16 protein-coding genes and 1 pseudogene are annotated in these 25791 nt (G+C 39.5%); 12 read left to right on the forward strand and 5 right to left on the reverse strand.

The features are described 5' to 3' along the window. Window positions 1-379: 379 nt before the first annotated feature. From H561_RS0116705 to H561_RS0116760, 9 genes and pseudogenes are all read left to right on the forward strand, one after another. On the forward strand, window positions 380-1960 hold the full coding sequence (locus H561_RS0116705; RefSeq protein WP_027388054.1) for a T9SS type A sorting domain-containing protein: 1581 nt from the start codon (window positions 380-382) through the stop codon (window positions 1958-1960). Window positions 1961-1972: 12 nt separating this feature from the next. Beyond that, window positions 1973-5491, forward strand: a complete 3519-nt coding sequence (locus H561_RS0116710; protein WP_027388055.1) for a hypothetical protein — start codon at window positions 1973-1975, stop codon at window positions 5489-5491. Between the two features lie 6 nt (window positions 5492-5497). Next, a complete protein-coding gene (locus tag H561_RS22670) occupies window positions 5498-9136 on the forward strand; it encodes an RHS repeat-associated core domain-containing protein (RefSeq protein ID WP_051349423.1) in 3639 nt (1212 codons plus the stop codon). Continuing rightward, complete coding sequence (locus H561_RS22675) at window positions 9114-9569, forward strand: hypothetical protein (RefSeq protein ID WP_155845824.1); 456 nt, start codon at window positions 9114-9116, stop codon at window positions 9567-9569. Before H561_RS22670 ends, H561_RS22675 begins: the two co-directional genes overlap by 23 nt. A gap of 312 nt (window positions 9570-9881) precedes the next feature. Beyond that, window positions 9882-11024 carry an RHS repeat domain-containing protein gene (locus tag H561_RS0116725; RefSeq protein ID WP_228372294.1) on the forward strand — a complete coding sequence of 381 codons (1143 nt, stop codon included), beginning with the start codon at window positions 9882-9884 and terminating at the stop codon, window positions 11022-11024. Between the two features lie 486 nt (window positions 11025-11510). Then, window positions 11511-11764, forward strand: a pseudogene (locus tag H561_RS24515) (RHS repeat-associated core domain-containing protein); the annotation flags it as partial. A 965-nt stretch (window positions 11765-12729) separates the two neighbouring features. Then, the gene (locus H561_RS0116745; RefSeq protein ID WP_155845825.1) at window positions 12730-13044 is read left to right on the forward strand and encodes a ParB N-terminal domain-containing protein; all 315 of its coding nucleotides are present in this window, start codon (window positions 12730-12732) and stop codon (window positions 13042-13044) included. Between the two features lie 667 nt (window positions 13045-13711). Then, window positions 13712-14812, forward strand: coding sequence for an RHS repeat-associated core domain-containing protein (locus tag H561_RS0116755; RefSeq protein WP_027388062.1), 1101 nt, complete (start codon window positions 13712-13714; stop codon window positions 14810-14812). Beyond that, entirely contained in the window at window positions 14799-15335 is a 537-nt protein-coding gene (locus H561_RS0116760) for a hypothetical protein (RefSeq protein ID WP_027388063.1), read from the forward strand. Before H561_RS0116755 ends, H561_RS0116760 begins: the two co-directional genes overlap by 14 nt. A gap of 644 nt (window positions 15336-15979) precedes the next feature. Here H561_RS0116760 and H561_RS0116765 read toward each other — a convergent pair. From H561_RS0116765 to H561_RS22680, 3 genes are all read right to left on the reverse strand, one after another. After that, a complete protein-coding gene (locus H561_RS0116765) occupies window positions 15980-16213 on the reverse strand; it encodes a hypothetical protein (protein WP_027388064.1) in 234 nt (77 codons plus the stop codon). A 173-nt stretch (window positions 16214-16386) separates the two neighbouring features. Further along, window positions 16387-17925 (reverse strand): RagB/SusD family nutrient uptake outer membrane protein, encoded by a 1539-nt coding sequence (locus tag H561_RS0116770; RefSeq protein ID WP_027388065.1) that lies wholly within the window; start codon window positions 17923-17925, stop codon window positions 16387-16389. Between the two features lie 10 nt (window positions 17926-17935). Beyond that, a complete protein-coding gene (locus H561_RS22680; RefSeq protein WP_081411682.1) occupies window positions 17936-20854 on the reverse strand; it encodes a SusC/RagA family TonB-linked outer membrane protein in 2919 nt (972 codons plus the stop codon). Between the two features lie 628 nt (window positions 20855-21482). Between H561_RS22680 and H561_RS0116785 the strand changes: the two genes are divergently transcribed. Together H561_RS0116785 and H561_RS0116790 are read left to right on the forward strand one after the other, a co-directional pair. Beyond that, complete coding sequence (locus H561_RS0116785; protein ID WP_027388067.1) at window positions 21483-22052, forward strand: Crp/Fnr family transcriptional regulator; 570 nt, start codon at window positions 21483-21485, stop codon at window positions 22050-22052. A gap of 91 nt (window positions 22053-22143) precedes the next feature. Continuing rightward, window positions 22144-22821: a type 1 glutamine amidotransferase domain-containing protein gene (locus H561_RS0116790; protein ID WP_034762573.1), complete on the forward strand. Its 678-nt coding sequence runs from the start codon at window positions 22144-22146 to the stop codon at window positions 22819-22821. A gap of 187 nt (window positions 22822-23008) precedes the next feature. On the opposite strand, the gene H561_RS0116795 is transcribed toward H561_RS0116790, so the two are convergent. Then, window positions 23009-24016 (reverse strand): gliding motility protein GldB-related protein, encoded by a 1008-nt coding sequence (locus tag H561_RS0116795; protein ID WP_027388069.1) that lies wholly within the window; start codon window positions 24014-24016, stop codon window positions 23009-23011. A 232-nt stretch (window positions 24017-24248) separates the two neighbouring features. After that, complete coding sequence (locus H561_RS0116800; protein WP_027388070.1) at window positions 24249-24605, reverse strand: winged helix-turn-helix transcriptional regulator; 357 nt, start codon at window positions 24603-24605, stop codon at window positions 24249-24251. A 129-nt stretch (window positions 24606-24734) separates the two neighbouring features. On the opposite strand from H561_RS0116800, the gene H561_RS0116805 reads away from it, so the two are divergent. Next, complete coding sequence (locus H561_RS0116805) at window positions 24735-25781, forward strand: NADP-dependent oxidoreductase (protein ID WP_228372295.1); 1047 nt, start codon at window positions 24735-24737, stop codon at window positions 25779-25781. The last annotated feature ends 10 nt before the right edge of the window (window positions 25782-25791 follow it).

Genomic DNA, 25791 nt, shown 5'->3' on the forward strand with positions numbered 1-25791 from the left:
AATATAAACAATTAAATATTGTAAATTATAAATAAATCATTGTTTCATAACCCTATAATTATATCTTTGCATTTAAGTATTAGATTATATGAAGTAAATAGAAATTAAACCTCCAGGCTGTATTATTCTTAATTATATTAAAGACATAAGTTCAAAGAACAGCTATATCAAACGGTAATTATATTACGACACGATTTGTCGCATTGCCACAATACCTTTGCTTCAGAAGATATTTAAGAAATATAAGCAGAGATATAGTTAACAGGTAAAGTATTATTATTCACATTAAATATATGGGTAGACCTTTTAATCGTGAAATAAAAATAATACTTTTGCAGCGTTTTATAAATTAATAATCAATTACTCGAATAAAATAAATATGAATAAAATCTACTCCGGAGCATTATTCTTATGCTCTATCTTAGGCATTTCGGCTCAGGAATTGGTCTGGCAGAAGGATATCAAATCCTCTACCCAGGACTTCCTTTCGCAGGTGACCACCACCATTGACCAGCACTATTTAATTACCGGAAGCTCCATTCAGTCCAGCCAAAAGCCGGCAGCCGGCAACGGGCAGCAAAATAATGGTTACGATTTTCATTTGATAAAATTAAACCAGCAGGGCGAAGAAGTCTGGGAAAAATACCTCTCCGGAAAGAACCATGATTTCCTTTCTTCGACTGTTGCTACCCAGGAGGGCGGGTTTCTCGCCGTTGGTACGAGTTATTCGGGAAAAGGTCTGGATAAAAAGGAAGATTCTAAAGGTGGTTCGGACCTCTGGCTGATCCGGATTAATGAGTTTGGTGATGAATTATGGCAGAAAACCATCGGCGGCGCTTCCGATGAAGAAGCCAGGGCGGTGATCCAGACCACAGACTTCGGGTTCTTTGTAGCGGGGAATGTTGCCTTCGGCTCCGCTCAGGCAACGGGAAAAGGGTACGGATCCAAAGATGTCCTCATCATCAGGCTGGATAAAAACGGGAAGGAATTATCGCAGCTCATCTTAGGCGGAAAAGGCCTGGATGAAGTGGAAAAGATGGTCCCTACGAAAGACGGCGGAGCTCTGTTGGGAGTCTATTCCCGAAGCAGTGCCGGCGGATCAAAGAAGACCGAAAACTACGGCGAGGGCGATTACTGGATCATTAAGCTCAGTAAAGACGGCAAAGTAGAATGGGAAAAGAACTTTGGCGGCAGCGGCGATGACCATCTGCGCACTTTAGCACTGACTTCAACAGGCTATCTGATTGGCGGGGAAAGCCGTTCAGAACGGTCGGGCAATAAAACCGTGGGTCTTGAAGAAGGAACCGATTTGTGGCTAATCTCTTTAAATGAAAGGGGTGACGAGATCTGGCAGAAGTCGTACAGCTTTAAGAACCGGGATGTGATGATGGGGATGAGTGTGGTGACAAAGACACAAGATACAAGAACCAAGAGCCAAGATGTTACCACAGGAATTTTAATCGGAGGCTATACCCAGGCCGAAGAAAAGATAGAGACGGATGATGAGAAATTCTGGATGCTTTATTTAGATCAAAACGGAAATGAGCAGTGGAGAAAGCACGTGAAGGGAGAATCGAGCAAGAGAGAGGAGAGATTGTCTGATATTAAGCTGAACAGGGACGGCTCCATCATACTTGCCGGGACCAGTGCAGAGGAATTGGGGAAAGAGAACTGGAAGATTGTGAAGCTTGGGGATAAACAGATTGACCAGCTGATCCAGAAGCAGGATATTAAGATCTATCCGAACCCGGTGAGTGACTATGCCTATGTGGAAATAGGATTTGACTTTAAGGGAGCAGATATTACGCTGTATGATATGGGCGGAAGGCAGCTTCAGAACTTAAAAACCAAGAATAAGGTGACGAAGATCAATACCCAGACATTGGTTCAGGGCGCTTACCTGGTGGTGATTAAGACGGATGACAATAAAACGGCGAGTGCTAAACTGATTAAAAAATAAAGACAAAAAACAATGAAAAAAATATATAATACTAAAATATTACTAAGTGCTTTTTTTCTGGCTGCAGGTATCTTTATATATGGGCAGGAAACGAGCAACCTAATAAATAATGCTGGTGAAAATACAGAATTACCCAATATCACTCCTCCTTCTCCTGAATCTTATTTCAGGACGCAGTTTGGGAACTTAGAAGCAAACGAGTTTAAAGGTAATCCCAATGTTGATATTCCATTACATACTGTCATTGCTGGAGATTTAAAACATGCTTTATCTCTACGTTATGCTAAAGCAGGGGTAAAGGTGAATGATGTACCTAACTCTGTAGGAATGAACTGGATCTTGGAAGCAGGTGGAGTAATTACAAGAACTATTTATGATATTAGCGATGAAGCCGCCACACAAAGATTATTGTTAAATAATTCAGATACGGCATCTTTTCTTACGACAACAAATGGTGAGCAAACTTTAGGAACATATGTCCATGATTTGGGCAATTATATAGATAATGAAATAGATATTTTTAATTATTCTATTCCGGGATATAGTGGCAGCTTTTACTTAAACAGCAATTTCCAACCTGTTTTATTTACAAAAAATAATGATTTGAAAATAGAAACCGTAGGAAATTTTGGAACCAGCTACAGCTTTAAAATAACACTCAATGATGGTACGAAGTATTTTTTTGGTGATATTGGATTTACTGAAAAAACGCTAGTAAGAGAAAACCCATTACAAGGAGGAGTTACAAGTTTTTATCTTTCCAAAATTGAAACCCAAAGCAATAAGATAGAATTTGAATACATTCACAATAATTCAAAAGTATTTAATTTAAGCAAATCTGAGCAAAAGGGAATCGCTACCACAACATTTTTTGGCAGTAATTCTGACGTTTTTTCCTTGCAGACCACACCATATAGCCAATCTTTAAATAACCTTCATGTAATTTATCCTTTATCTGTAAAAAAAATAAAAACAGATAATGAAGAAGTTATCTTTAATTATGATACCGACCAATATGAAATTTTTCCAAAATTAGGCAGTTTGAATATTCTTAAAAGTGGAATTATTCTTAAAAAAATAGTTTTTGATTATATAAACAACAACACGACTGTAAAAAGCCAGAAAAGATTCTTTTTGAGTGCTGTTAAAGAATACATAATAAAAAATAATCAGGAAACATTTGCTTCGGAGTATAATTTGGAGTATGATGATCCATTGGACTTACCTGTTTACCTTTCAAATTCTATAGATTATCTAGGATATTATAATGGTGTATTCAATACTAATTCACTGCTGCCAAACCTTAATCTTTTTAATGGGATAAATCAGGCTGATCCCTTTAGTCTACATCAAAATCAATATCCTTATAATTATGCAGACAGAAGACCCAATTTCGAGTTTGCCAAAAAAGGAACTCTAAAAGCTATTACCTATCCTACAAAAGGGAAAACAGTTTTTGAATATGAACCCGTTTTTGCGAGAAAAGCGGCTTATATGGAACAAAATATACTTATTGGTGACGCAGCAAGTGCTGTAGGATATGAAGAATTTGCAAATCCTTCCTGCATACCAGTAATTTATAATTGTTCAACTACATTATCATCTTCTGAAATGGTAGCAGATGATAAAATGTATATCACTCTGAATTTACATACTGACGACACTAGTTGGGTAGGTATAAGAGCCAAAGCGATCTTTGATATCATAGATAGTTCTACTAATCAGGTAGCATACACCAAATTGATAACGATACCTAAAATTCAATTTTACGCTTCGAATGATATGACCTTTTCTACAGATTTTACAGCCCAACCGGGAAAAGCATACCAATTGAAGTTTAGAATTGCTGATAATATATGTAATCAATGCTTTGGAACTGCTACCATAAAATATCAAAATGGATGGGAGCCCGTAGATGACGGAAATATAAGGCTTAAAAAACAGTATGATGTTTCGGATAATAATATATTTAATATTAAAAGGTATTATTATACAAAGTACTCCGAAATAAATAATTTGGAAAATTTACCTGATTCTTACAAACCTTATTTTTACTCCTTTGCTAGTAAGCAAACCATATATAATATACTTGTAGGCTCAGGTCAGCTTCCTCCCGCTATGGGTGAACCTATATGTGCAGCAGAAACGATACTTCATTCTACGCCCACATTGAATTATAGATATTTCAATTCTCTTGACAGCGAATATTTGTATGGCATAGACGATCCTATTTATCCGGAGGTTACCATAAGCTATGGTGGGGACAACTTTGAAAAAGGAGGACAAGAAAAGAAATTTGACACATTTGGGCATAATTTTCTAAATAGTTATACGTTCAGAGATCCCAAGCCAGACGAACTGGACGGAGTTACCACAAATATCTTGTCTAAGCTTCTGAGATCTATGGAAAATAGATATTCCAAGCATTTTCCATTAAGTAATCTCAGTGGAAGAATGCTTTCCGACAAAATTTTCATAAATAAGCAAAATTCTCTTTTTATTAAAAATAGTTATGAAAATAATTTTAATTCTTTACAAACAGGATTTATTTCCAGTATCGTAGGTGCTGAGCTTTATAAATATATGCTTATTCCTTCGGGATTAAATTTGGGGACTTCACTCGATAATTATTATGTTGGTGCTATTTCTCTTCCTTCCTACTCTTCATTTCTGAACACTACTGTTTCCAAGGAATATCTTGAAGACGTCCCTGTTATGACAACAGATGACAGTCCGTATAAAAAAATAATTACTACTACGGAATATACTTATGACAACCCGGAAAAACAGCTTTCAAAGAACAGCACTGTTTTGCAGGACAATACTATTCTGGAAACCAGCTACCTATATGCCCATGAGAAGAGCAACCAAAAACTGATCACAGCCAATATGATTGGTATTCCATTAGAAACCACTACAATCAAAAAACAGAATGCAAATGATGCCGGTAAAATAGTCTCTAAGACTGAAGTGGTATATCCGGACCAGAACAATTACCCGACAGCCCAGGCCGGCAGCCTGCTCCTTCCGTTATCTGTAAAATCAGCAGACCAGCTTACAGGGGTGATGTCCACGGAAGCTTCTTACGATAAGTATGATGAGAAAGGCAATATTCTTCAGTACACCACCAGGGACGGCATTCCGGTAACGATAGTCTGGGGCTATAACAAGACCCAGCCCATTGCCAAGATTGAAGGGATCACCTATGACCAGCTGACTTCTCTGGCTTCCCCGACAGCCATTGTCACGGCTTCCGATAATGATGCGGCAGACCCTTCCAAAGAAGGTTTGCTTCTGGAAGCATTGAACAGCTTCAGGAAAAACAGCCAGCTGACGGATAAGAAAGTCACGACCTATACCTATGACCCGCTGATCGGGGTAACCTCGATCACCCCGCCATCGGGGATCCGCCAGGTTTTTGCCTACGATACCGCGAACAGGCTCAAGGAAACCAAAGTGAGAAGCAAGAACAGTGCGGGAGCCTACACCGATAAGAAGGCTGCCGAATACAAATACAACTATAAGCCATAATTAACCATGAGAACCGATATACTAACCAAGACACTTCCGGTCCTGGCCATCGCGCTGTCATCGATGTCTTATGCCCAGACCAATACGGAGAACTATGTGCAGTCCAGAACCTGCCTTAATGACGACTGTACGAAAGTCTCTGAAGCCATCACCTATTTTGACGGCCTGGGAAGGGCCAAGCAGATTGTCAGCGTCAAATCCACCCCTGCCGGGAAAGACCTGGTCACGGCGGTGACCTATGACGGCTTCGGGAGGAAGATAAAGGATATCCTTCCGGTCCCTGCTGCTACGCAGAACTCGATGATCCATACCGGGATCGTAAATGAAAGCACTGCCAATACCTATTACGGGGTAAGCAATGCCTATTCTGAGAAAGAGGTGGAGAACTCTCCGCTGGACCGGGTCCTGCAACAGGCTGCCCCGGGGGAGCCCTGGAAGATGAGCTCCGGGAAAACCATAAAGTTTGGCTATGATGCCAACCTGGGAAACGAGGTAAAGAAGTTCAGGGCGGTTACCTCTCCCAGTACTGTTAACAATGTGTCTACCGGTATTTCCGTCCTGTCGATTTCTACAGAGAATTCAGGGTATTATCCGGCTGCTACATTGTATAAGAACACCGTAACGGATGAAGACGGGAACCCGATTACGGAGTTTAAGAGCGGTCAGGGACAGACCCTTCTGGTCAGAAGGAATGACGGCGGCCAGAATGTGGATACCTATTATGTCTACAACGACTACAACCAGCTGGCCTATGTGCTTTCCCCTAAAGCCGTGCAGCAGATTGCCCAGGCCAATAACCAGGTAACGGAAGCTGTCCTCAATGAGCTGTGTTACCAGTACCGCTATGACGGAAGAAGCCGCCTGGTAGAGAAAAAGCTTCCGGGCAAGGACTGGGAATGGATGGTCTATGATAAACAGGACCGTTTGGTACTGAGCCAGGACGGGATCTTAAGAACCGCTGTCAACACCTTTAACACCAGGGGCTGGCTGTTCACCAAGTATGACGGTTACAACCGTACCGTGCTTACCGGGTTCTACCCCAATACCGAATCGCGTACGGCGGTGCAGGACTATTTAAACAGCCTGCCTGCCACTACCCTGAATAACGAAGACCGTGTCCCGAATCCTGTAGTGATCAGTGGCATGAATGTATATTACAGGAACCTGGCGTATCCTTCCACCGGGACGATCCTGCTCGGGATTAACTATTATGACACCTATCCGCCGGAAGCCCCGGCTGTTCCGGGAACGGTCCTTGGACAATATACTATGGGCCAGGCAACCAATGCGGCGAATGATGCCTCTACCAACAGCCTTCCGACCGCTTCCTATGTTAGGAACATCGAGGATAACAAGTGGACCAAAAACTACCCCTATTATGACACGATGGGAAGGGCGGTTTTCACCCATTCCATCAACCACCTGGGAGGCTATACCAAAACGGAATCCCTGCTGGATTTTGCGGGAGCCCTTCAAAAGGCCAATACCTATCACATGAGGAAGACGGGCGAAGTCGGGGTGAGCGTACAGGAACGTTTTGTGTATGACAGCCAGAACCGGCTGAAACAGCACTTCCACCAGGTAGACGCCAATCCCGAAGAGCTGCTTGCAGACAATACGTATAATGAACTTTCCCAGCTGAGCAACAAGAAGGTAGGAAATAATCTTCAGAGCATTGATTATGCCTACAATATCCGGGGCTGGCTCACCGATATCAATAAAGCCGAGATGACGGTATCCAATCTGAACGGGAAGCTCTTTGCCTATACAATAAAATATACCGGGAAAGATGGGATCACCAATCCTGATTCTGTTTTATTTTCAGGAAAAAACGTAGCGGCAAAATACAACGGGAATATTGCGGAAGTGGACTGGCGTGCGGTAGAGACCCTTGGACAGAACCCTTCTTTAACCCCAAAAAGATACGGCTATGCCTATGACCCGCTGAACCGGCTCCGCGCAGGCTATTACCAGAACCCAAACAACCCAAACAGCAAGGAAAACACAGAATCCATCGACTATGACGTGAACGGGAACATCACCAACCTGTTCAGAACCTCCGTGGTAGAATCGGGAACAACAGCAACAATGATTGATAAGCTGGAATATGTTTATGCATCAGGAAACAAGAGCAATAAGTTGACGAACATTAATGATTATGCTTACAACCCGACAGGCTATGAAGGTGGCGGGCAGGAAATAAAATATGACCTTAACGGCAACATGACCTTAATGCCGGACAAGGGAATCAGTAAGATTGCCTACAACTTTCTGAACCTTCCCGATCAATTGAATTACGCCAAAGGAATTGAAACGGTTACCGTTAACACCAAATACGGATCGGACGGCAGCAAACTGCAGAAACAAAACACCACCACCGTGGACGGTTCCATCGTTAAAAAGACAACGGATTACCTGGATGGCTTCCAGTACCTGAAAACCGAAAATATCGGGATCATCGGGATGAGCACTGAAACGATGGCTAACCTGGAAACTTCAAGAGCCCTGGAAATGCAGGCATTTTCTGTAGAGCCTATGGCTACTACAGCGACATTGGCATCGAAGACCCGTGACCTCCAGTTCTTCCCGACCGCAGAAGGATTTTACGATTACATAAAAGATCAGTATATTTACCAGTATAAAGACCACCTGGGAAATGCAAGGGTGAGCTTTGGAAGAAACAGCGCAGGCGCTCTTGAAATCACGGACAGCAATGATTATTATCCTTTCGGGATGAACCATCTGAAAACCGGGTTTTCTTTCTTCAGCCCGGCTTCGGCTTATAAGAACTACAAGTACAACGGCAAAGAGCTGCAGGAGACGGGAATGTATGATTATGGGGCAAGGATGTATATGAGTGATATCGGAAGATGGGGTGTGGTGGATCCGTTGGCGGAACAATATCGTAGATGGTCACCATACAACTATGCTGTAAATAATCCAATTAGATTTATTGATCCCGATGGAATGCAAGTTTGGCCACCTGAAGGTGGAACCGATGGACAAACTTGGAGCGATAGTGATGGTGATTTTGTTAATCAAAATGGAACTTGGTATAAAGATGACGGTGCTTTGATGGGTTTTCTGTCAGGTTCCCGATATCAATCTGTAAATACAAAAAATACCGGAGGAACTCCAGGCTATGATGGAAAAACCATGCTTCCTGATTCTTCGTATGATTATACATATGATTTGATGCCTGGAAAACAAGCTGATGATATAAACTACTGGAAGAACGGAGAAAGCGGAGTGATGGTTTCTAGAGTTTTAGAAACTACAGGCAGAGATACTACCGCAGTAGAAAACAGGACTAATACTATTGAAGCTATTACTATAGTTGCCACTACAGGTAAAGCAGGTAAAGGAGCACCTACAATAAAAGAACAAGCATTAGGTATTAAGAGTAACCTGAATAGTGGAAGAAACTCTGTTAAAATTAAAACAGTTAGTGGAGAAACTAGATATGATTTAGATGGAGCTACACACAAAGGAGTTGAAACTCCACATGTTCAGACATCAGCATATAATAAAAACCCTAAGACAGGAGAAGTTTTTTTGAATAAAAACAATAAGGATGTTAGACCAATGAATCAGCAAGATATAAGAACTGTAAAAAAAGTTATTGAACAAAGAAAAGCTAATTAATATGGAAGTGAAAAATATATGGACAGATATGGATTTTGAAGAAATGGGATGGCATGACAGTCATATTTATAGCATTTTGTTTCCTGATGAAAGGTTGAAATTAGTATTAGATATAGACTATATTTTCAAATGGGTTTTAAATGAAGAAAGTGGTTTTTATAATTTTTGGGTATCACCTTGTAGCTTAATATTTATGGATGTTTTAAATCTAAAAATTAATATAAATTTTGAAAATAGTATAGGTTTGAATATTGAGGATATTAATCGCTCAAATCCTCGATTATCTGCAAATGGAGAAGTTACCTTGTGGGATTATTCAATATTAACAGACATTGGTGCAATAACTTTTAAATCCTCAGGATATAAACAACAAGTTAAACAACAGCCAGTTTATAGTTCTTCCCCGATCACGCGGCTTTGTAATCCTTTGTAATTCGTGAGCAGTAATAAGAACCCTTGCTACCGCACGATTGTATCGTGTGGCAGATAATAAAAAACCTCACATTTTGCGAGGTTTTTTGTTTTATAATGTTATAATTAGAAATTGAATTACGCCAAAGAATTTGAAACGGTTACCGTTAACACCAAATACGGATCGGACGGCAGCAAACTGCAGAAACAAAACACCACCACCGTAGACGGGATCTCGGGATCTTCCACCCTTATAAAAACAACGGATTACCTGGATGGCTTCCAGTACCTGAAAACCGAAAATATCGGGATCATTGGGATGAGCGTTGAAACGATGGCTAACCTGGAAACCTCAAGGGCCCTTGAGATGCAGGCATTTTCTGTTGAACCTATGGCGGCAGCCGCCACCTTGGCATCGAAGACCCGTGACCTGCAGTTTTTTCCTACAGAAGAAGGGTTTTACGATTACCTAAAAGATCAGTATATTTACCAGTACAAAGACCACCTGGGAAACATACGGGTGAGCTTTGGAAGAAACAGCGCAGGCGCTCTTGAAATCACGGACAGCAATGATTATTATCCTTTCGGGATGAACCATCTGAAAACCGGGTTTTCTTTCTTTAGCCCGGCTTCGGCTTATAAGAACTACAAGTATCAGGGACAGGAACTACAAGAAATTGGTTTTTATTCTTTTAAATGGAGAAATTATATGCCGGATGTAGGACGATTCTTTAATATTGATCCACTTGCTGAAAAATATAATACTTGGACTCCTTATGCCTTTAGTGGAAACAGAGTTATTGATGCAAGAGAATTGGAAGGATTAGAACCTGTAGAAATAAATAAAACGACTAAAAATTTAGTTATTGTAAACCAGGGATATGTTGGAAATCCTCCTAAAGGAGGTACCCAAGCACAAAATTTTGTAAAAACTAATAAAGACGGAGGTATAGATTATGAGGGTATCGGAATTATTAATAATTTAAATAGTTCAACTAATCAAGTTGGTGTTTTCGGTTCTTCAAAAGGTAATATAACGAAAAATGATATATTAGCTACGATAAAAAGTTTTAGAAAACAAAGTCCAGATGGTAAGTTAATTATGGTTGGGCATAGTAGAGGTGCAGATAATCTTAAAGAATTAGCAAATGAAAATCCTAATATAAAAATTGATCTTCTTTTTACACTCGATATTGCGGATACTTATGATGATGATAATATTCCTCCAAATGTTAAAACCGCTATTAATTATTACAATAAAAATGATGGGTTCATGGGAAGTTCGGTTGGAGGCGAAGACATAGAAGCTGAAGACCCATCCAAAACTAAAATATTTAATTATCCTGTTAGCGCATCACATACTCAAATTGATAATAAATATCGTAATAATGCATACAATGCAGTAGTCAAAGAGTTAAACACACGTAATAAACCCCCAACTAATAAAACAGTCCCTATTAATGAAAAACAACGGTAATAAAAAAGTACTGAATATTTTAGTTTTAATATTAGCGATTATAGTTTTCTATATGTCGACCAATGGATTGCTAAATAATGAAGTATTATATATGAGTATTATATTGGCAATTTTAGTACTTATAAATCTCATATATATAGGAGATAAAAAGCAATTATCGAATTATATATTTATTGTATTAAATATTATAGGAATTTTTATTTTTTCCTATTTAATTATAGTAGAACATCAATTAAAGGTAAGATAATCCGATGTCGCGGACTTGTAATCCGTTAGCTATACAACAAAACTGGAGTTGATATCTTTTTAGGACAAAAAGTTTATACTCCTTATACTCTTAAATTGAATTAATATTGAAAAATTAGGATATTGGAATCTCAATATCCTAATTTTATAAAACACGTTTTGTAAAGAAATGGGTCAAAAGTTCTTGAAGAAATCGACGAAGGAGACTCGCCGATTCCATAAAAAAATAAAATAAATAAAGAGGTAAAATCATTTTACCCGTTCGGATTGAAGCATGAAGGCTACAACCTTTTAGCGGGAAACCTTATCAGTACAGATACAACGGAAAGGAATTACAGACGGAAAGTGGAATGTATGATTACGGAGCAAGGATGTATATGGCGGATATCGGAAGATGGGGCGTAGTGGATCCGCTGGCGGAAACTTCTCGTCGTTGGTCAACATACAATTATGCCTACAACAATCCTATCCGATTCATAGATCCTGATGGAAGGGCAAATGAGGATATTATTAAAGTTAATGCACAGGGTTACGTTCAATCTATTACCCCTCAAGAAGGACCACACGTTGTGGTGGATGAACAAGGCAATCAGTTAAATACCAATGATTCCACTGCTGACCAAGAGCAATTACAGGCACTTGTTGACTATGCGGGAACAATGACTGATTATGAAGTACAGGATGCAGAAGTAAGATTGTTTGCTCCATATTCAGCTCAAGATATGGCAGATAGTTTTAATAAATTAGGAATAGGAGATATAAAAAGTGATGTTGAATATAGGAAAAATATAATGGGAACAGGTAGTTTAACGTATTTTACTTATGGCATTGGTTTAGGACACAGAGAATTTGATTTTGCAGGAGATATGTCTGCTCTTGTTCAAAAAACCGATAATGCATATAATCCCATTCAGGGCGGTGGTGCTACTCCTCCAGATGGTGCGGGAGGTTTTATAAAATTTGAAGGAAGCAATACATTGTACAATGTCTATGATGCTGGGAATTTTATGACTGGTAAAGCCTTCCAAATGGTGGGATATCCTTTAAATATGGTAAAAACAGGTGCTGATATAAGCAGTAGAGCAACTTTAAATGGACCTGATACTGCATCAGACCAGAAAGCAATAACAGCTGGTTATAATTATAACAGAGTAGGATGGAAAAAATAAATCTTAAATCACTAGCGATAGTATCTTTTAGTATTTTTATAATTAATATTCTTAAATATTATCTTATAAATATTGAGAAATTAATTAGCCCATATGGAGCTGATAATAGATTAATTAGTTTTATAATATTGCCAATTATTGGTATAGGTATTATTTTATCGATAATTGTATTAGTTAAAGGGATAAAATCTATAAAGGCAAACATATTGAATATGATTTTATCACTTCCTTTAATTATATTTTTTATTTACTTTTTTTTCTTAAAAAAATAAATAATGCAACCAAATGGGATGGAAAAAATAAAAATATCTAAAATTGCTTTTATTCTATTAGTAATATTTGTTATAAATTTTACTATCTATTTATTAATAGAGGTTTTTGGAATGGTTTATATATACAGCAGTACAGCTAAGAGAACATATAATCAGATTTATTCAGAAGGTGTAAATTATATTAGTGAAGGTAATCATAGAATGGCTGCTGCGTTAGAATATCAAGCTGAAACAAGAAGTTCAAAATATGTAAATGAGTTTTTAAAAACTGGGAGTTGGGATAATAGAACTCCTAAGTCAAAAACATATAAATTTACGGTAAATACAGATTAAAGAATGAGGAAATTTATTATAAAAAAAGAAAGTTGCTACAAAATCAATCTACCATCAGAAAATGATATAGCCGAATACATAAATGATTGTATAGATTTAAATTTATTTAATAGTATTTCTCCTATAGTAGATGGTTTTTTTTTTTTTAGATGTTGAATTATACGGTCATTTAACACTATATGAATATGTTCATAAATATAATTTAGATAAGGGCTTATTATATTTTTATGAAAATCAGAAGGATGTTCTAATACGTAAATTATCTGTAAAACATAAAATTCTTTTGTCAATTTCCGAAAATTTGCATTATGACTGTCTATTAATATCTTTAGAAGCATTAAGTGAAAGAACTAGACTTTATTTAATTTTCATTTTATACTTTTTAGTTAATCCTCAAAGAAAAAATACGATAATACTTTTTGAATATTCTACTTTAAACAAAATATATGACAATATCGAAGTGACTACAATTAAACCTACTTGGATAGAAACTAAAATTGTATAAATAACAGTATCATATTTTTACAAACGCAAAGCCTCATATTTGAGGTTTTGTAGTATTTACTACAATCATGCTTTTAGAATGTTATTATTTTTATCAATAAGATAAGTCAGTTACCTGGATGGCTTCCAGTACCTGAAAACCGAAAATATCGGACTCATCGGGATGAGCGCTGAAACGATGGCTAACCTGGAAACTTCAAGGGCTTTGGAAATGCAGGCATTTTCCGTAGAACCTATGGCTACTACAGCCACCTTGGCATCGAAGACCCGTGATCTCCAGTTTTTTCCTACAGAAGAAGGGTTTTACGATTACCTAAAAGATCAGTATATTTACCAGTACAGGGACCACCTGGGGAATGCCAGGGTAAACTATGTGAAGAACAGCCAGAATGTTCCCGAGATTACAGATACGAATAACTATTATGCTTTTGGAATGAACCATATCGGAGGGATGAAAAGTTTATTGGGAGGTTATCAGAACTACAAATATAATGGTAAAGAAATCCAGGAGTCAGGAATGTATGATTACGGGGCAAGGTTTTATATGCCGGATATCGGAAGATGGGGCGTCGCAGATCCGCTGGCAGAAACGTCTCGTCGTTGGTCACCTTATACCTATGCTTTCAATAACCCAATCCGATTTATTGATCCGGACGGAAGACAAGGGACGGATATAATTTTTAGAGATAATAGAGATGTTGAGTATAAATATGAAAATGGCAAATTTTATAATACCTCTACAAACAAAGTATATACTGGAGGTAATAAAACATTAGATAAGATACAAAGCACATTTGATAAAATAAATTCTTCTGACGATAAGTATTTGAAACGAATGATTTCGACTCTTGAAAAAAGTGATAAAACACACCGGATTCAAGAATCAAAAATTGGAAGGAGCCAAACTATAATTTCAAGTGATAATGCTCACAAAGCATATCAGTTAGGAAAAAGAGTAGGAACAGGTGTTTTTCTTGATTTGGAACAAGGTGAGAAAATAGCTGATGCACAATATCTGACAACAGAAAAAACAACCAATTCAGATGGAGCAACTATCGTTCATGAATTAAAACATTCGTATGATTTTGATCAAGGTTATATGAAAGGCGAAAGCAAGGTTGACGGTGCAGAATCTCCAAGTGAAGTACGAGGAGTTATCATGGAAAACAAATATCGGCGTATCGAACACACAAGCCCGAGATTATACTATGATAATGTTAAAATAGACTTTAAAAATATAATACCAAAAAATGAAAAAAAATAATTTTATTACAGGTGTTATAGCATTATTTGGCTTCTTTTTATTTTTTTCTTGTTCGAAAAATAATAATCAATCGATTTATTTTAATAATATTGAAAATAATGAGGAATTACAAAGTGCCCTTCTATTTAGCTATAATAATGACAGTATATCTATGGTTAATTATAATATTCTAAAAGGATTTTATAAGGAACAGAAAAATAATTTTCAGTATGAAAATTTCGAGAATTTATTAACGAAGCTGGATGATCTTACTACAAATGACAGAAAAATGCTTTATTTTTCAAAAAATTATAAAGCAAACCAATACTTTGAAGCTTTTAAAGAGCTGTCAACAGAACAATTGGCTGTTAAACTCCATTTAGTAAAATCAGGAAATAATATATATAGTTTATCCGCATCTAAATTTAAAGAAGAAGATCTTTTTCCAATTTTATTTAGTTTTTATAAAAAGGGAAACTATATTATTCATGATGATGATGTTGGCAATTATCTTATCCTTAGTTCCCAGGCTACTATAAAATAATAACTTATAATCAATTAATTAAAATTAATACCTTATAAAAAATAAAGAGGAATACTATTAATATTATGAACTGTTAATTATTTGATATACTTAAATTATTGAGTCTAATTATTTTGAAATAAAAAAATTATATCGGTTACCTTAAAAGAACCAAGCTGTCTTAAATAGAAATTATTATCTCTTAAGGAAGATTTAATTTAACAAGATGATAAATTAAGTCTTCCATTTAAACCTCTGTTTTAGCTAACTATTATTAATATTATAAACTAATCTGTATACAAATTCATAAGTATAAATTTGAAGATATTGACTTTAATATTTGTCATTAGTCTGAGATAGATTTTCTTGCGTTAGATTAATATATTACAAACCAATGTTTGAATATTATTCACACAACAGAGATGTATTCTGCTTTTGCTGCTTTTCGTTGTTGAGGTTTCCAGATGTGAAGAAATTGAAAAAAACAGATATCCGGGGAGATTATTTTTTGGTGGCAACCGAAAAGACAAGTGACCCCACTTGTAATTGACCTGAATAATTTTTCACAGTCCATCCTTGATAAATTCCTATTCAGTATGATAAAACTGTTTAAACCAAAAGCCCGGTAAAATTTACCGGGCTTCTCCTATCTGCTTATTTATTCTTTACTGTTCGGCGTTGTGATCCGGGAAGTCCTGTTCCGGTTTAATCGTGTAAAACTCAATATATCCGCATTCCGGACAGAACATTAACTTTGCGGGAAATGACTGTGAAGATTCATTCAGCTTCTTGGTTTCACTGTCAAAATCCAGTTTCGGTAAATTGATGAATGTCATATTGGTTAAAAGCTCACTCCCGTGATTGGTGCATACGTAATCACCTTTTTCATTTTTCGGCATATCTAATATTTTTTTGGTTATTACATAATTAACGATAATATATCAGGCACAAGATGATTTCAAGCATAACAATCTTTAGTAAAAAGGTTTAAGATCTATAAGTAATCTACTGTAATCTGCGGGAAATTATTGTTAAATGCTTAAACAAGCTCTGACCTTTTTACAAAAACAGGTTAAGGATTCTGATCATATCCGGCTACCTGGATCTGGGATAAAGGGACCTGGTATAAATAATCATTTGTGGTAATCGTATAATTATAGTTGAGCTGTGCAGCAGCCTGATTGATCACCGCTGCTGCTGTGTTCCAGCGAACCAGATCGTGCCAGTAAATCCCCTCGCCGGCAAATTCCACCCTTCTTTCTTTCCGGAGTGCCGTGGTAAAGTCAGAAGCTGATATTGACGCAGAAACCGGAGTGAGCCCCGCTCTCTGGCGGATTCTGTTTAAATAAGGAACCGCCGCGCTGGTATTTCCCTGGTTATTTAAAATCTCAGCATACATTAAAAGAACATCGGCATACCGTATAACCGGGAAGTTGATCGGCCAGTCATACCGGTTGGTCAGCACCATGCCTTTTTCACGGAATTTCACGAAGAAATTGGCATTGTCCGGTTGCCCGTTCTGTGCTATAAAGCTGGTTTTGATGGTTAAAGGAAGCCTTAAATCTCCGGGTTCATAAGTGTTAATCAGCGACTGGGAAACCCCCAATTCAGCAGAACTGAATAAGCTGCCCTGCGCGTTATAGTAGGGATCGGCTGTCCCGAAATTAGGCGAAACATAACTCGGAAGATAAGAGCCCTGTGACAAGCCTCCGCTGATGTGCTGAATTTCGAAAATATGGTATTTGTTGTCGTTGGCACTTTTAAATAAATCGGCATAATTCGGGGCAAAGGTAACAAACTGGCCTTCTCCCTGGATAACCGCGAATAAATGGTCTTTTGCTTTTTCTGCATAGGTACCGTTATTGAGCGGATAACCGGATCCGGTAAGGTAAATCCTGCCCAACATGGCATGGGCCGCAGATTTGGTTATCCTTCCCTTATTTGCCGCATCATACACATTCTTTAAACCGGCTACGGAAGATTCAATTTCTGACGTAATGAAATTGTAGAGCATCGCCAGATCGGTTCTGGGTACTTTAGCGGCTTCTTCAGGGCTCAGGGGCTGAGTTATTAAAGGGGCTTTCCCGAAACTCCGCATCAGCTCAAAATAAGCATACGCTCTCAGAAAACGGGCTTCGGAACGGTATTGTTCCCTGGTTGCAGGATCTGCAAAAGGCACCGCATCGATCCTGGACAGAAGCATGTTGGCATAAGAAATCTGCTGGTAGCCATCTTCCCAGAGAATTTCCATCTCTTCAGTAGATGACGTATCCTGAAAACGGTTGATGGCGTAATAATCCCTGTTCCCGTTCTGTGAAATGGCATTGAAATTATTGGAACGGACTTCTGATGCCAGTAAATAAAAGTTAACGTCAAAACCTCCTCTTGAAGAAGCATTGATCATGGCAGAATAAACGCCTGAAAGGGCCTGGCTGATCTGAAGTTCAGTGGTGTAAAAAGAGTTCTGTGTAATATTATTTTCCGGTTCCAGCAACAGATCATCTTTACAGCTCACCGTTCCCAGTGTTAATGCTCCGAAAATCAGGACCTTGCCTAAAGTTTTGATATTCAGTTTCAGAGAGGAGGTATTTTTTTTATACGTAATTTTCATTTTTTTAAGTTTAGAAGTTAAAGTTTAAGCCCATCATATACACCTTTGCATTAGGGTATGCCCCGTAATCGGTGCCGTCGGATTGTACGGATTCAGGGTTGTAGCCGCCATAATAATGATCTTTCCTCCAGACATTTTCCAGGCTGACATACACCCTCAGATTGGAAATTTTTAATTTACTCACCAGTTCCTGTTCAAAATTATATCCCAGGGTCACATTTTTCAGCTGAATGTAAGTGGCATCATACAGCCATCTTGTATCCAGGAGGCTTCCTGTTGTGCCGTCCAATCTCGGTGTTTTCCCGTCCCCCGGATTATCATCGGAACGCCAGCGGTTGGCCCAGTTCCCCATTACATTGGTTGTGGTTCCCATTCCGGTGCGGTCAATGGCGCGTCCGAGCAAAGCATAGCTGTATCCGCCTTTCTGCCCCTGGAAAAATACCGAAAGGTCAAATCCTTTATAAGAAAATGTGTTGGTGAAGCCCCAGTAGTAATCAGGAGTAGGGCTTCCGATAATATGACGGTCATTTTCATTGATAACACCGTCACCGTTTACATCCCTATATTTAACGTCTCCCGCTAGAGCACCCTTGGTTTTTGCCACCCCCGTATTGTTAATATCTGCCGTAGACAAAACCCCTATGGCTTCATACAAATAAAATGAATTGAGCTCTTCACCCACTTTAATAATGTTCGTACTGCTGCTGAAACCTGTATAGATCGGTGCATTGTCACTTCCCAGCTGCAGAACTTTATTATTGTTGAATGCAATATTCGCTGAGGTATTCCATTTGAATGCTCCCGTTAAGTTTTTGGTACTGAGATCGAATTCCAAACCTTTATTCTGCACTGAGCCTACATTTTTCCACATGATATTGTAACCTGTTGCGTAAGGAATGGGCTGCTGCAGAAGAAGGCCATTGGTTTTTTTGATGTAATAATCTGCCGTAAAATCTATTCTGTTGAACAGTCCCAGTTCAAAACCAAAATCGGAGGACTGTGTTTTTTCCCACGTTAAATAAGGGTTGGGGATCGTATTGGGCACCAAACCGTTTGATAAACCTCCGCCAAATGAATAGTTTCCGCCGGCCAGTGTGCCAAAAGCCCGGTAATCCCCGATGTTATCGTTTCCGTTTTCTCCCCAGCTGTATCTTAGTTTTAAGTTGCTTAACCAGGTTTTATTTTTTAAAAATTCTTCCTCATCCACTTTCCATGCACTTCCAAATGCTGCGAAAGTTCCGTAAAGATTATTCCATCCGAATCGGGAAGAACCGTCTCTGCGGATACTGGCAAATAACATATATTTCTTCTGGTAGTCATAGTTTACACGCCCAAATAATGAGATCAGCATCCGTTCTGAAGCTGTATATTCTGAATTTAATACCGATGCAGACTGTGTGAAATTGAATGTTTTCAGGTCATCATTGGCAAAACCTTTGTTACGGTTGTATTGCGAAGCCGTTCTGTAATTTTCTGCACTGTAACCTGCAAGTGCGGCAATGCTGTGACTTCCGAAAGTCTTTTTGTAATTTAATAAAGCTTCGCCTAAATACCGGTTATAATTAACGGTTCTTCGGCTCGCAGTACTTACCTGCCCCGGAATATTGGTAACCAGATTGAAGGTTGGTATGTAGCCGGTATTGATGTTGAAATTATGAGTAGCCCCTCCCGAAATTTTAAAATTTAATCCCGGTAAAATATCGTAAGACATGTACATACTGGACAACAACCTGAACTCATTGGTATCATTCGTCGTGTTTTCCAAAGTTCCGATCGGGCTTACCGTAGAACCCGCCCATCGGTATCTTATATTTTTCCAGAAATTGGTATAAAGACCGGCTGATAATTCTGCTACCGGAACCATGGAAAGCATTTTGTGCGCTTCGTTGTCTTTCCCGTCTACTGCAGCACCATAACTTTGGGAATAACTCGGGCGCAAGGTAATTCCGGCTTTCCATTTATCGGAAATATTCACATCAACAACCGCACTTAAGTTAAATCTGTTAAACCCGGTATTAAGCGCCATGCCTTCCTGGTCAAAATACGCCGCCGAAATTGCATATTTTACATTCTGGCTGCCGCCTCTTACCGATAACTGGTAATTCTGAATAGCGGCCGGCCTGTAAAATGCATCCTGCCAGTCAATATTGGCAACCTGGCTGGTTCCCCATCTTGGATCGACCATATAGGTGATATTGGCAAGGTTATAATCGGTTGTGTTGGCCAGGTTAAAATAATTTGCCCGCACCGCATAGCTGTCAGAAGCTGAATGGCCCGGAGATAACGCCACCCAACTTTTATTAATTGACTCGGTAGCATAATCAATCCATTCCGCGCTGTTCATAATATCCAGTTTTTTCTCGATGGTCTGAACACCGTAGTACTGGGAAAATGAAAATGACGGTTTTCCTGAAATCCCTTTTTTGGTCGTTACAATAATGATCCCATTGGAACCTCTTGATCCGTACATGGCCGTTGACGCGGCATCTTTGAGTACTTCAATCGATTGCACATCGTCCGGGGAAATATTGGCCATATCATCCACCACCATTCCGTCCACTACGTAAAGAGGGGAGTTGCCTGCCGATATAGACGCTGAGCCACGCACCCTGATCTCCAGCGGCTCTCCCGGTTTTCCTGAAGTAGCCCGGGTTTTCACCCCCGCAATCTGGCCGGTTAATGCCTGGTCGACCCTTGCGATGGGACGGTCTTTAAAGCTTGCTGCATTCACTTTTCCGACAGAACCGGTAACCTCTCCTTTTTTCTGTGTGCCGTAAGCGATAACGACCACTTCTTCAATGTCCGTTGTTTTGTTGTTGGGATTTTGTTGTACTGTATCCTTGACTGTACGGGGCGGTTTTTTTTCCTGTGCGGAGACAAAACCTGTGGCAGCCATTAAGAGACCGAGCATAAATATAGATTTCTTCATTCTTTGATGGTTATTATAAAAGATTACTGATATGATTTCTGTTAATTACAAGGTGGGAAGCGTATAACCGGTACCCATATGATATTTATCATGTTTTTATTTTCCTAAAAGTATGCTTATCCTGAATCTCTGCTATCCTGCAGTTACCTGTTAGGATCTTTTGGGGCACAGATAGGGTCAAATAACCACTCTGACAATACCTTTTTGCGTAAAGTCTGTATTCCTGACGGTAAGGAAAACTTCCGATGCGCATGATTTTTAACAGGAAAAATTCCCGAAAAGGATCTGGCTTTTGGGACAAGGCCCGGTTTTTTATACATTTTGGAATCGCAGAGGTAAATGCACATAAAAATCAGCATGGTTAAAGCCATTGTCGAGAAATTGTTTTTAAAATGCCTGTAACAGGGTCTTCATCAGACAGGAAAAATCTGCTGTAAAAAGGAAAGCTGTCCTTCAAAGAAGGTTGTTATATTAACTGATATTCAATGATATAAGATTAAATCATCTTGAAAGAAATCTAAAGTTTATTTCTGCCTGTTAAATTAGTTTTTATGTAAGCGTTACCAAAAATCCATGCACAATAAAAGTATCCTTATCTTTGGGATGAGTAAAACCATTCAATACACTGATGAATTTTGAACTGAGAAAACATTTTGAAGAAATCATACCTCTCACGGATGAAGAGTTTGGATATCTTGATTCTTTTTTTAAAACCAGAAAGCTTAAGAAACATCAATACCTGATCCAGGAAAACGAGTCGGTGACCCACCTTTTCTTCGTTGTCAAAGGACTGTTAAAAGCCTCATTGACCGATAAAGAAGGTAAAGAGCACATCATACAGTTTGCGGTTGAAAACTGGTGGATTTCAGATTTCCAGGCCTTTTACAATAATGTACCGTCCGTGACTAATATCCACTGCCTTGAAGAGGTGGAAGTATGCGGCATTTCAAAAGAGAATTTAGAAAAGATGTGTTCGGAAAATCATAAAATTGAACATTTTTTCAGAATCAAAAACAGTTTCGGCTATGTTGCTTTACAGCAAAGGATCCTGTCTCTGCTTACCACCAATGCAAAAGAACGGTTCGAGCAGTTTTCCAGCCAGTACCCGCAGCTTCTCCAAAGGATCCCTAAAACCATAATTGCCTCTTATTTAGGCGTTTCAAGAGAAACCCTGAGCAGGATACAGAGAAAAGTGTGATGCAGGTCACAGTAAAATAGTGACGCAGGTCCTGTTTTTAACCGTTTAATAGGTTCAACTTTGTTATATTAATTTAAATACCCATATCAAAATGAACAAAAAGGTTTTATTCGTGCTTACGAGCCACGATGAATTAGGAAACACAGGGATGAAAACCGGATTCTGGACGGAAGAACTGGCAGCTCCATACTATCAGTTATCGGATAACGGAGTTGAAATTACCCTCGCATCACCGAAAGGAGGGCTTCCGCCGATCGATCCAAAAAGTGAAGATCCGGATGCTCAGACGGACGCCACGCGCAGAATGGACCATGATCCTGTTTTACAGGAGAAACTTAAAAATACCCATCCTTTATCAGAGGTCAGAAGCGGGGATTTCGATGCGGTATTTTATCCTGGCGGGCACGGGCCTCTTTGGGACCTGGCTGAAGATGGGGTTTCCCGGCAGCTGATTGTTGATTTTTATACCTCCGGAAAGCCTGTGGCATTTGTATGTCATGCGCCGGGCGTTTTGAAAGATGTTAAAATTGACGGTGAATACCTGGTAAAAGGTAAAAATGTGACCGGCTTTACCAATACGGAAGAAGATGCCGTAAAGCTGACCGATATTGTTCCTTTTCTGGTTGAAGATATGCTGAAAGCGAATGGCGGAACCTATAGTAAAATAGAAGACTGGAGCCCCTATGCCGTGGTGGACGGAAGGCTGATCACCGGACAAAACCCTGCGTCATCTGAAAAAGTGGCTGAAGAGTTATTGAAAATGATCTGAGGTCAATTTTGACCTTATACAACTTCCCGGAAGCTTTCAGCTTCCGGGAAGTTTAATTTTCAGCCTCAGTCCGCGGTAAGAAAAGATATGGAACTGTTTTTAATGTATTGCAAAAGCTGACAAAGTCCGTTTCCGAACTGAATTGATGTATAAACACATACATCTTCCGACAGGAATTCATTTGTATTTAAAGGGTATCAATATATTCCTGATAGCCGCTGCCGGCCAACACTTCTTTCGCCGTTAAAGTATAGAGGTCTTTCCAGGAATGGCTTCCGTGTTTCTCTACGTATTTTGAGATAATCCTGAAACCCAACCAGTAGTTCAGGGTTTTCGGGGCATCGGGGAAAAGTTTAAGCCGGTCATTTCTGAGCAGTGGATTGTTTCCTGAAGAATCCGTAAAGAAAGGTTTTACCTTGTTGAAGATTTCTTTCTCATGGCGGAGGTACCATTCCCATTGTTCCCTGGTCATGTTCTCAACAGCCTCATGCTGTGAAATTTTTTTATCGAAAAAAAGGTAGGTAAAATAGCACGCAAATCCCTCGTCGATGGTCTGGCTCAGCGCCGTATTTCTGTCAGGGTCGCTGTTCCGGAATTTTTCATACACCAAATGGTTCAGCTCATGGGGCAATCCCTTATTTAACGTGTAGCTGATATCAATTTCCGGGTTGTTCAATTCCAGGGCAAACTGCTCCGCGTTACATCCTCCGAACCCGATTCCCGTAATGGGTGTAAAAAGCAGGCTTATTTTTGCCTTGGGCTGGTAGGGGACAAGCCTGCTGAATTTCCTCAGGTTATTCCTGATTAATCTGTTAAGGTTAATATCCGTAATGATTTTTGCCCGTTTAACAAGCTCCTGCCTGTGATCATCCAGTAATGTTTTATTCCATTTGACCATTCCTGCCGGGTTATTGAATTTCTTTCCGTTCTCATCACCGAAAATTACGCCATAGCAGCTGTCCCATAATTTTTGCTGGGGGCGGTAGACTTTCCTGCTTATCATGGCAGAATCAAATCCTGTATTCTTATGAGCCAGTATCTGATGCTTGAAAAGATTCACAATAGTAATATTCTCAATCTGGATACTGTCGGAGATGTTCTCAATTTTTCCGTAATCAAAATCTTCTTTTACAGGTGCTGCGACAGCGCAGGAAATAACCGTTAAGATGACCGCCGTTAAAATAATTTTTTTCATGGAATTTTTTTTGGTTCTGATAATAAGCAATGAAAAGACTGCTGATCCAATGAAGAGACACTTAACGGAAAGGTTTTATTACATCAGGTTCTGTATTTAAATAATTTTTTGCAGCCTTTATTGAAGATCCGGTTGTTAACTTCATTCAAAAAAACAGGTTCTCGCAGTATAGCAAACAAGATCAATATGATGATTCTAAATGTTTAAACTGCTGGAAATGAATCAATAGTTATTATTTTTCGCAGGAAACCGATTCCTTTTTCAATTGCCTGTTTCCCCAGTGGTGCAGGTGTTTTATAAAAGGGATCAGCTCCATACCGGTCTCGCTCAGGGCGTATTCTACTTTCGGAGGGACTTCATGATATACTTTTCGGGTAACCAACCGGTCTTCTTCAAGCTCCCGCAAGGTTTGGGTCAGCATTTTAGTGGTAATATCCGGCAGGGTCCTTCTCAGCTCACCGTATCGCAGTACGTTTTTTGAATTCAGGTGCCACAGTATCCGTCCTTTATATTTTCCGCCGATGCGTTTAAAGGCATAATCTACGCCGCACTGCTGTATAGCTTCAGGATCCGTTAATTTATTTTTCATCTTTATTGAATTTTATTGAATTGATTTCCAGCAATACATACTTTTAAGTCTATAGCATACCAAACGGTACATACTTGCGGCAAATATACCATTAAATTATTTTTGTACTATCATTTAAAAGAGACAACAATGGAACAATTAAGCAATAGAAAAAATCATTCTGAAAACCCTAAAATAATGAAGGCGGTGCGCCAGCATGAGTTCGGGGGCCCTGAAGTCCTGAGGTATGAGGATGCCCCTGTTCCCGAATTAAATAAAGGGGAGGTGAGGGTAAGGGTTCATGCCATAGGCCTTAACCCGCCGGATTGGTACCTGCGGGAGGGCTATAAGATGCTCCCTCCGGAATGGCAGCCTAAGGTCCCTTTTCCTATTATTTTAGGGACGGATATTTCAGGGGTTATCGAGGCTGTTGCCGACGATGTTGAAGGGTTTTCTGCCGGTGATGAGGTCTATTCCATGGTCCGGTTTCCAAGCTATGGGCCCAGCCGGGCTTATGCCCAGTATGTCAATGTCCCCGTTTCGGAACTTGCCCTTAAACCGGAAAAATTAAATCATCAACAGGCAGCCGCAGCACCGATGTCGCTGCTTACCGCATGGCAGTTTCTGGTAGACGTAGGGCACAATGAGCAAAACCCGCTTCAGCCCGGTAAGCATGTACCCGTAGATCTTAACGGCAAGACGGTATTGGTTAACGGGGCGGGAGGCGGAGTCGGCCATTTTGCCGTTCAGATCGCGAAATGGAAAGGGGCAAAAGTAATCGCAGTTGCTTCCGGTAAGCAGGAGAATTTATTGTATGAGCTGGGGGCCGATGAATTCATTGATTATACCAAAGCAAATGCTGAAGAGGTGGTGAGGAATATAGATTTGGTGGTTGATGCGGTAGGAGGGCCGAAGACCGGCCGGTTTATCAAGACGCTGAAGCGGGGCGGGGCATTATTCCCGGTTTTTCCTTTAGGTTTTTCCGGTACGGAAGAAGCGGAGAAATCAGGGGTAACCGTTTCGTCGACACAGGTGCGGTCCAGCGGCGCACAGCTTGCTATATTGGCACACCTGCTTGATAACGGTGCCATCCGGGTGGTGATTGACAGTGCTTTTCCTCTTTCAGATGCACGCAAAGCTCATGAGCGTGCCGCAGAAGGACATATACAGGGAAAGATCGTTTTGACTGTTGATTAACGCCCAGTTG

The organism is Chryseobacterium gregarium DSM 19109 (assembly GCF_000430845.1).
Lineage (GTDB): Bacteria > Bacteroidota > Bacteroidia > Flavobacteriales > Weeksellaceae > Chryseobacterium > Chryseobacterium gregarium.

Coding starts and splice junctions, on each gene's coding strand:
- H561_RS0116760 (WP_027388063.1), top strand. CDS start 14,799: ATGAAAAAAAATAATTTTATTACAGGTGTTATAGCATTATTTGGCTTC.
- H561_RS0116805 (WP_228372295.1), top strand. CDS start 24,735: ATGGAACAATTAAGCAATAGAAAAAATCATTCTGAAAACCCTAAAATA.
- H561_RS0116795 (WP_027388069.1), bottom strand. CDS start 24,016: ATGAAAAAAATTATTTTAACGGCGGTCATCTTAACGGTTATTTCCTGC.
- H561_RS0116705 (WP_027388054.1), top strand. CDS start 380: ATGAATAAAATCTACTCCGGAGCATTATTCTTATGCTCTATCTTAGGC.
- H561_RS0116800 (WP_027388070.1), bottom strand. CDS start 24,605: ATGAAAAATAAATTAACGGATCCTGAAGCTATACAGCAGTGCGGCGTA.
- H561_RS0116765 (WP_027388064.1), bottom strand. CDS start 16,213: ATGCCGAAAAATGAAAAAGGTGATTACGTATGCACCAATCACGGGAGT.
- H561_RS0116755 (WP_027388062.1), top strand. CDS start 13,712: ATGAGCGCTGAAACGATGGCTAACCTGGAAACTTCAAGGGCTTTGGAA.
- H561_RS0116785 (WP_027388067.1), top strand. CDS start 21,483: ATGAATTTTGAACTGAGAAAACATTTTGAAGAAATCATACCTCTCACG.
- H561_RS0116790 (WP_034762573.1), top strand. CDS start 22,144: ATGAACAAAAAGGTTTTATTCGTGCTTACGAGCCACGATGAATTAGGA.
- H561_RS22680 (WP_081411682.1), bottom strand. CDS start 20,854: ATGAAGAAATCTATATTTATGCTCGGTCTCTTAATGGCTGCCACAGGT.
- H561_RS22670 (WP_051349423.1), top strand. CDS start 5,498: ATGAGAACCGATATACTAACCAAGACACTTCCGGTCCTGGCCATCGCG.
- H561_RS0116770 (WP_027388065.1), bottom strand. CDS start 17,925: ATGAAAATTACGTATAAAAAAAATACCTCCTCTCTGAAACTGAATATC.
- H561_RS0116710 (WP_027388055.1), top strand. CDS start 1,973: ATGAAAAAAATATATAATACTAAAATATTACTAAGTGCTTTTTTTCTG.
- H561_RS0116745 (WP_155845825.1), top strand. CDS start 12,730: ATGGAAAAAATAAAAATATCTAAAATTGCTTTTATTCTATTAGTAATA.
- H561_RS0116725 (WP_228372294.1), top strand. CDS start 9,882: ATGGCTAACCTGGAAACCTCAAGGGCCCTTGAGATGCAGGCATTTTCT.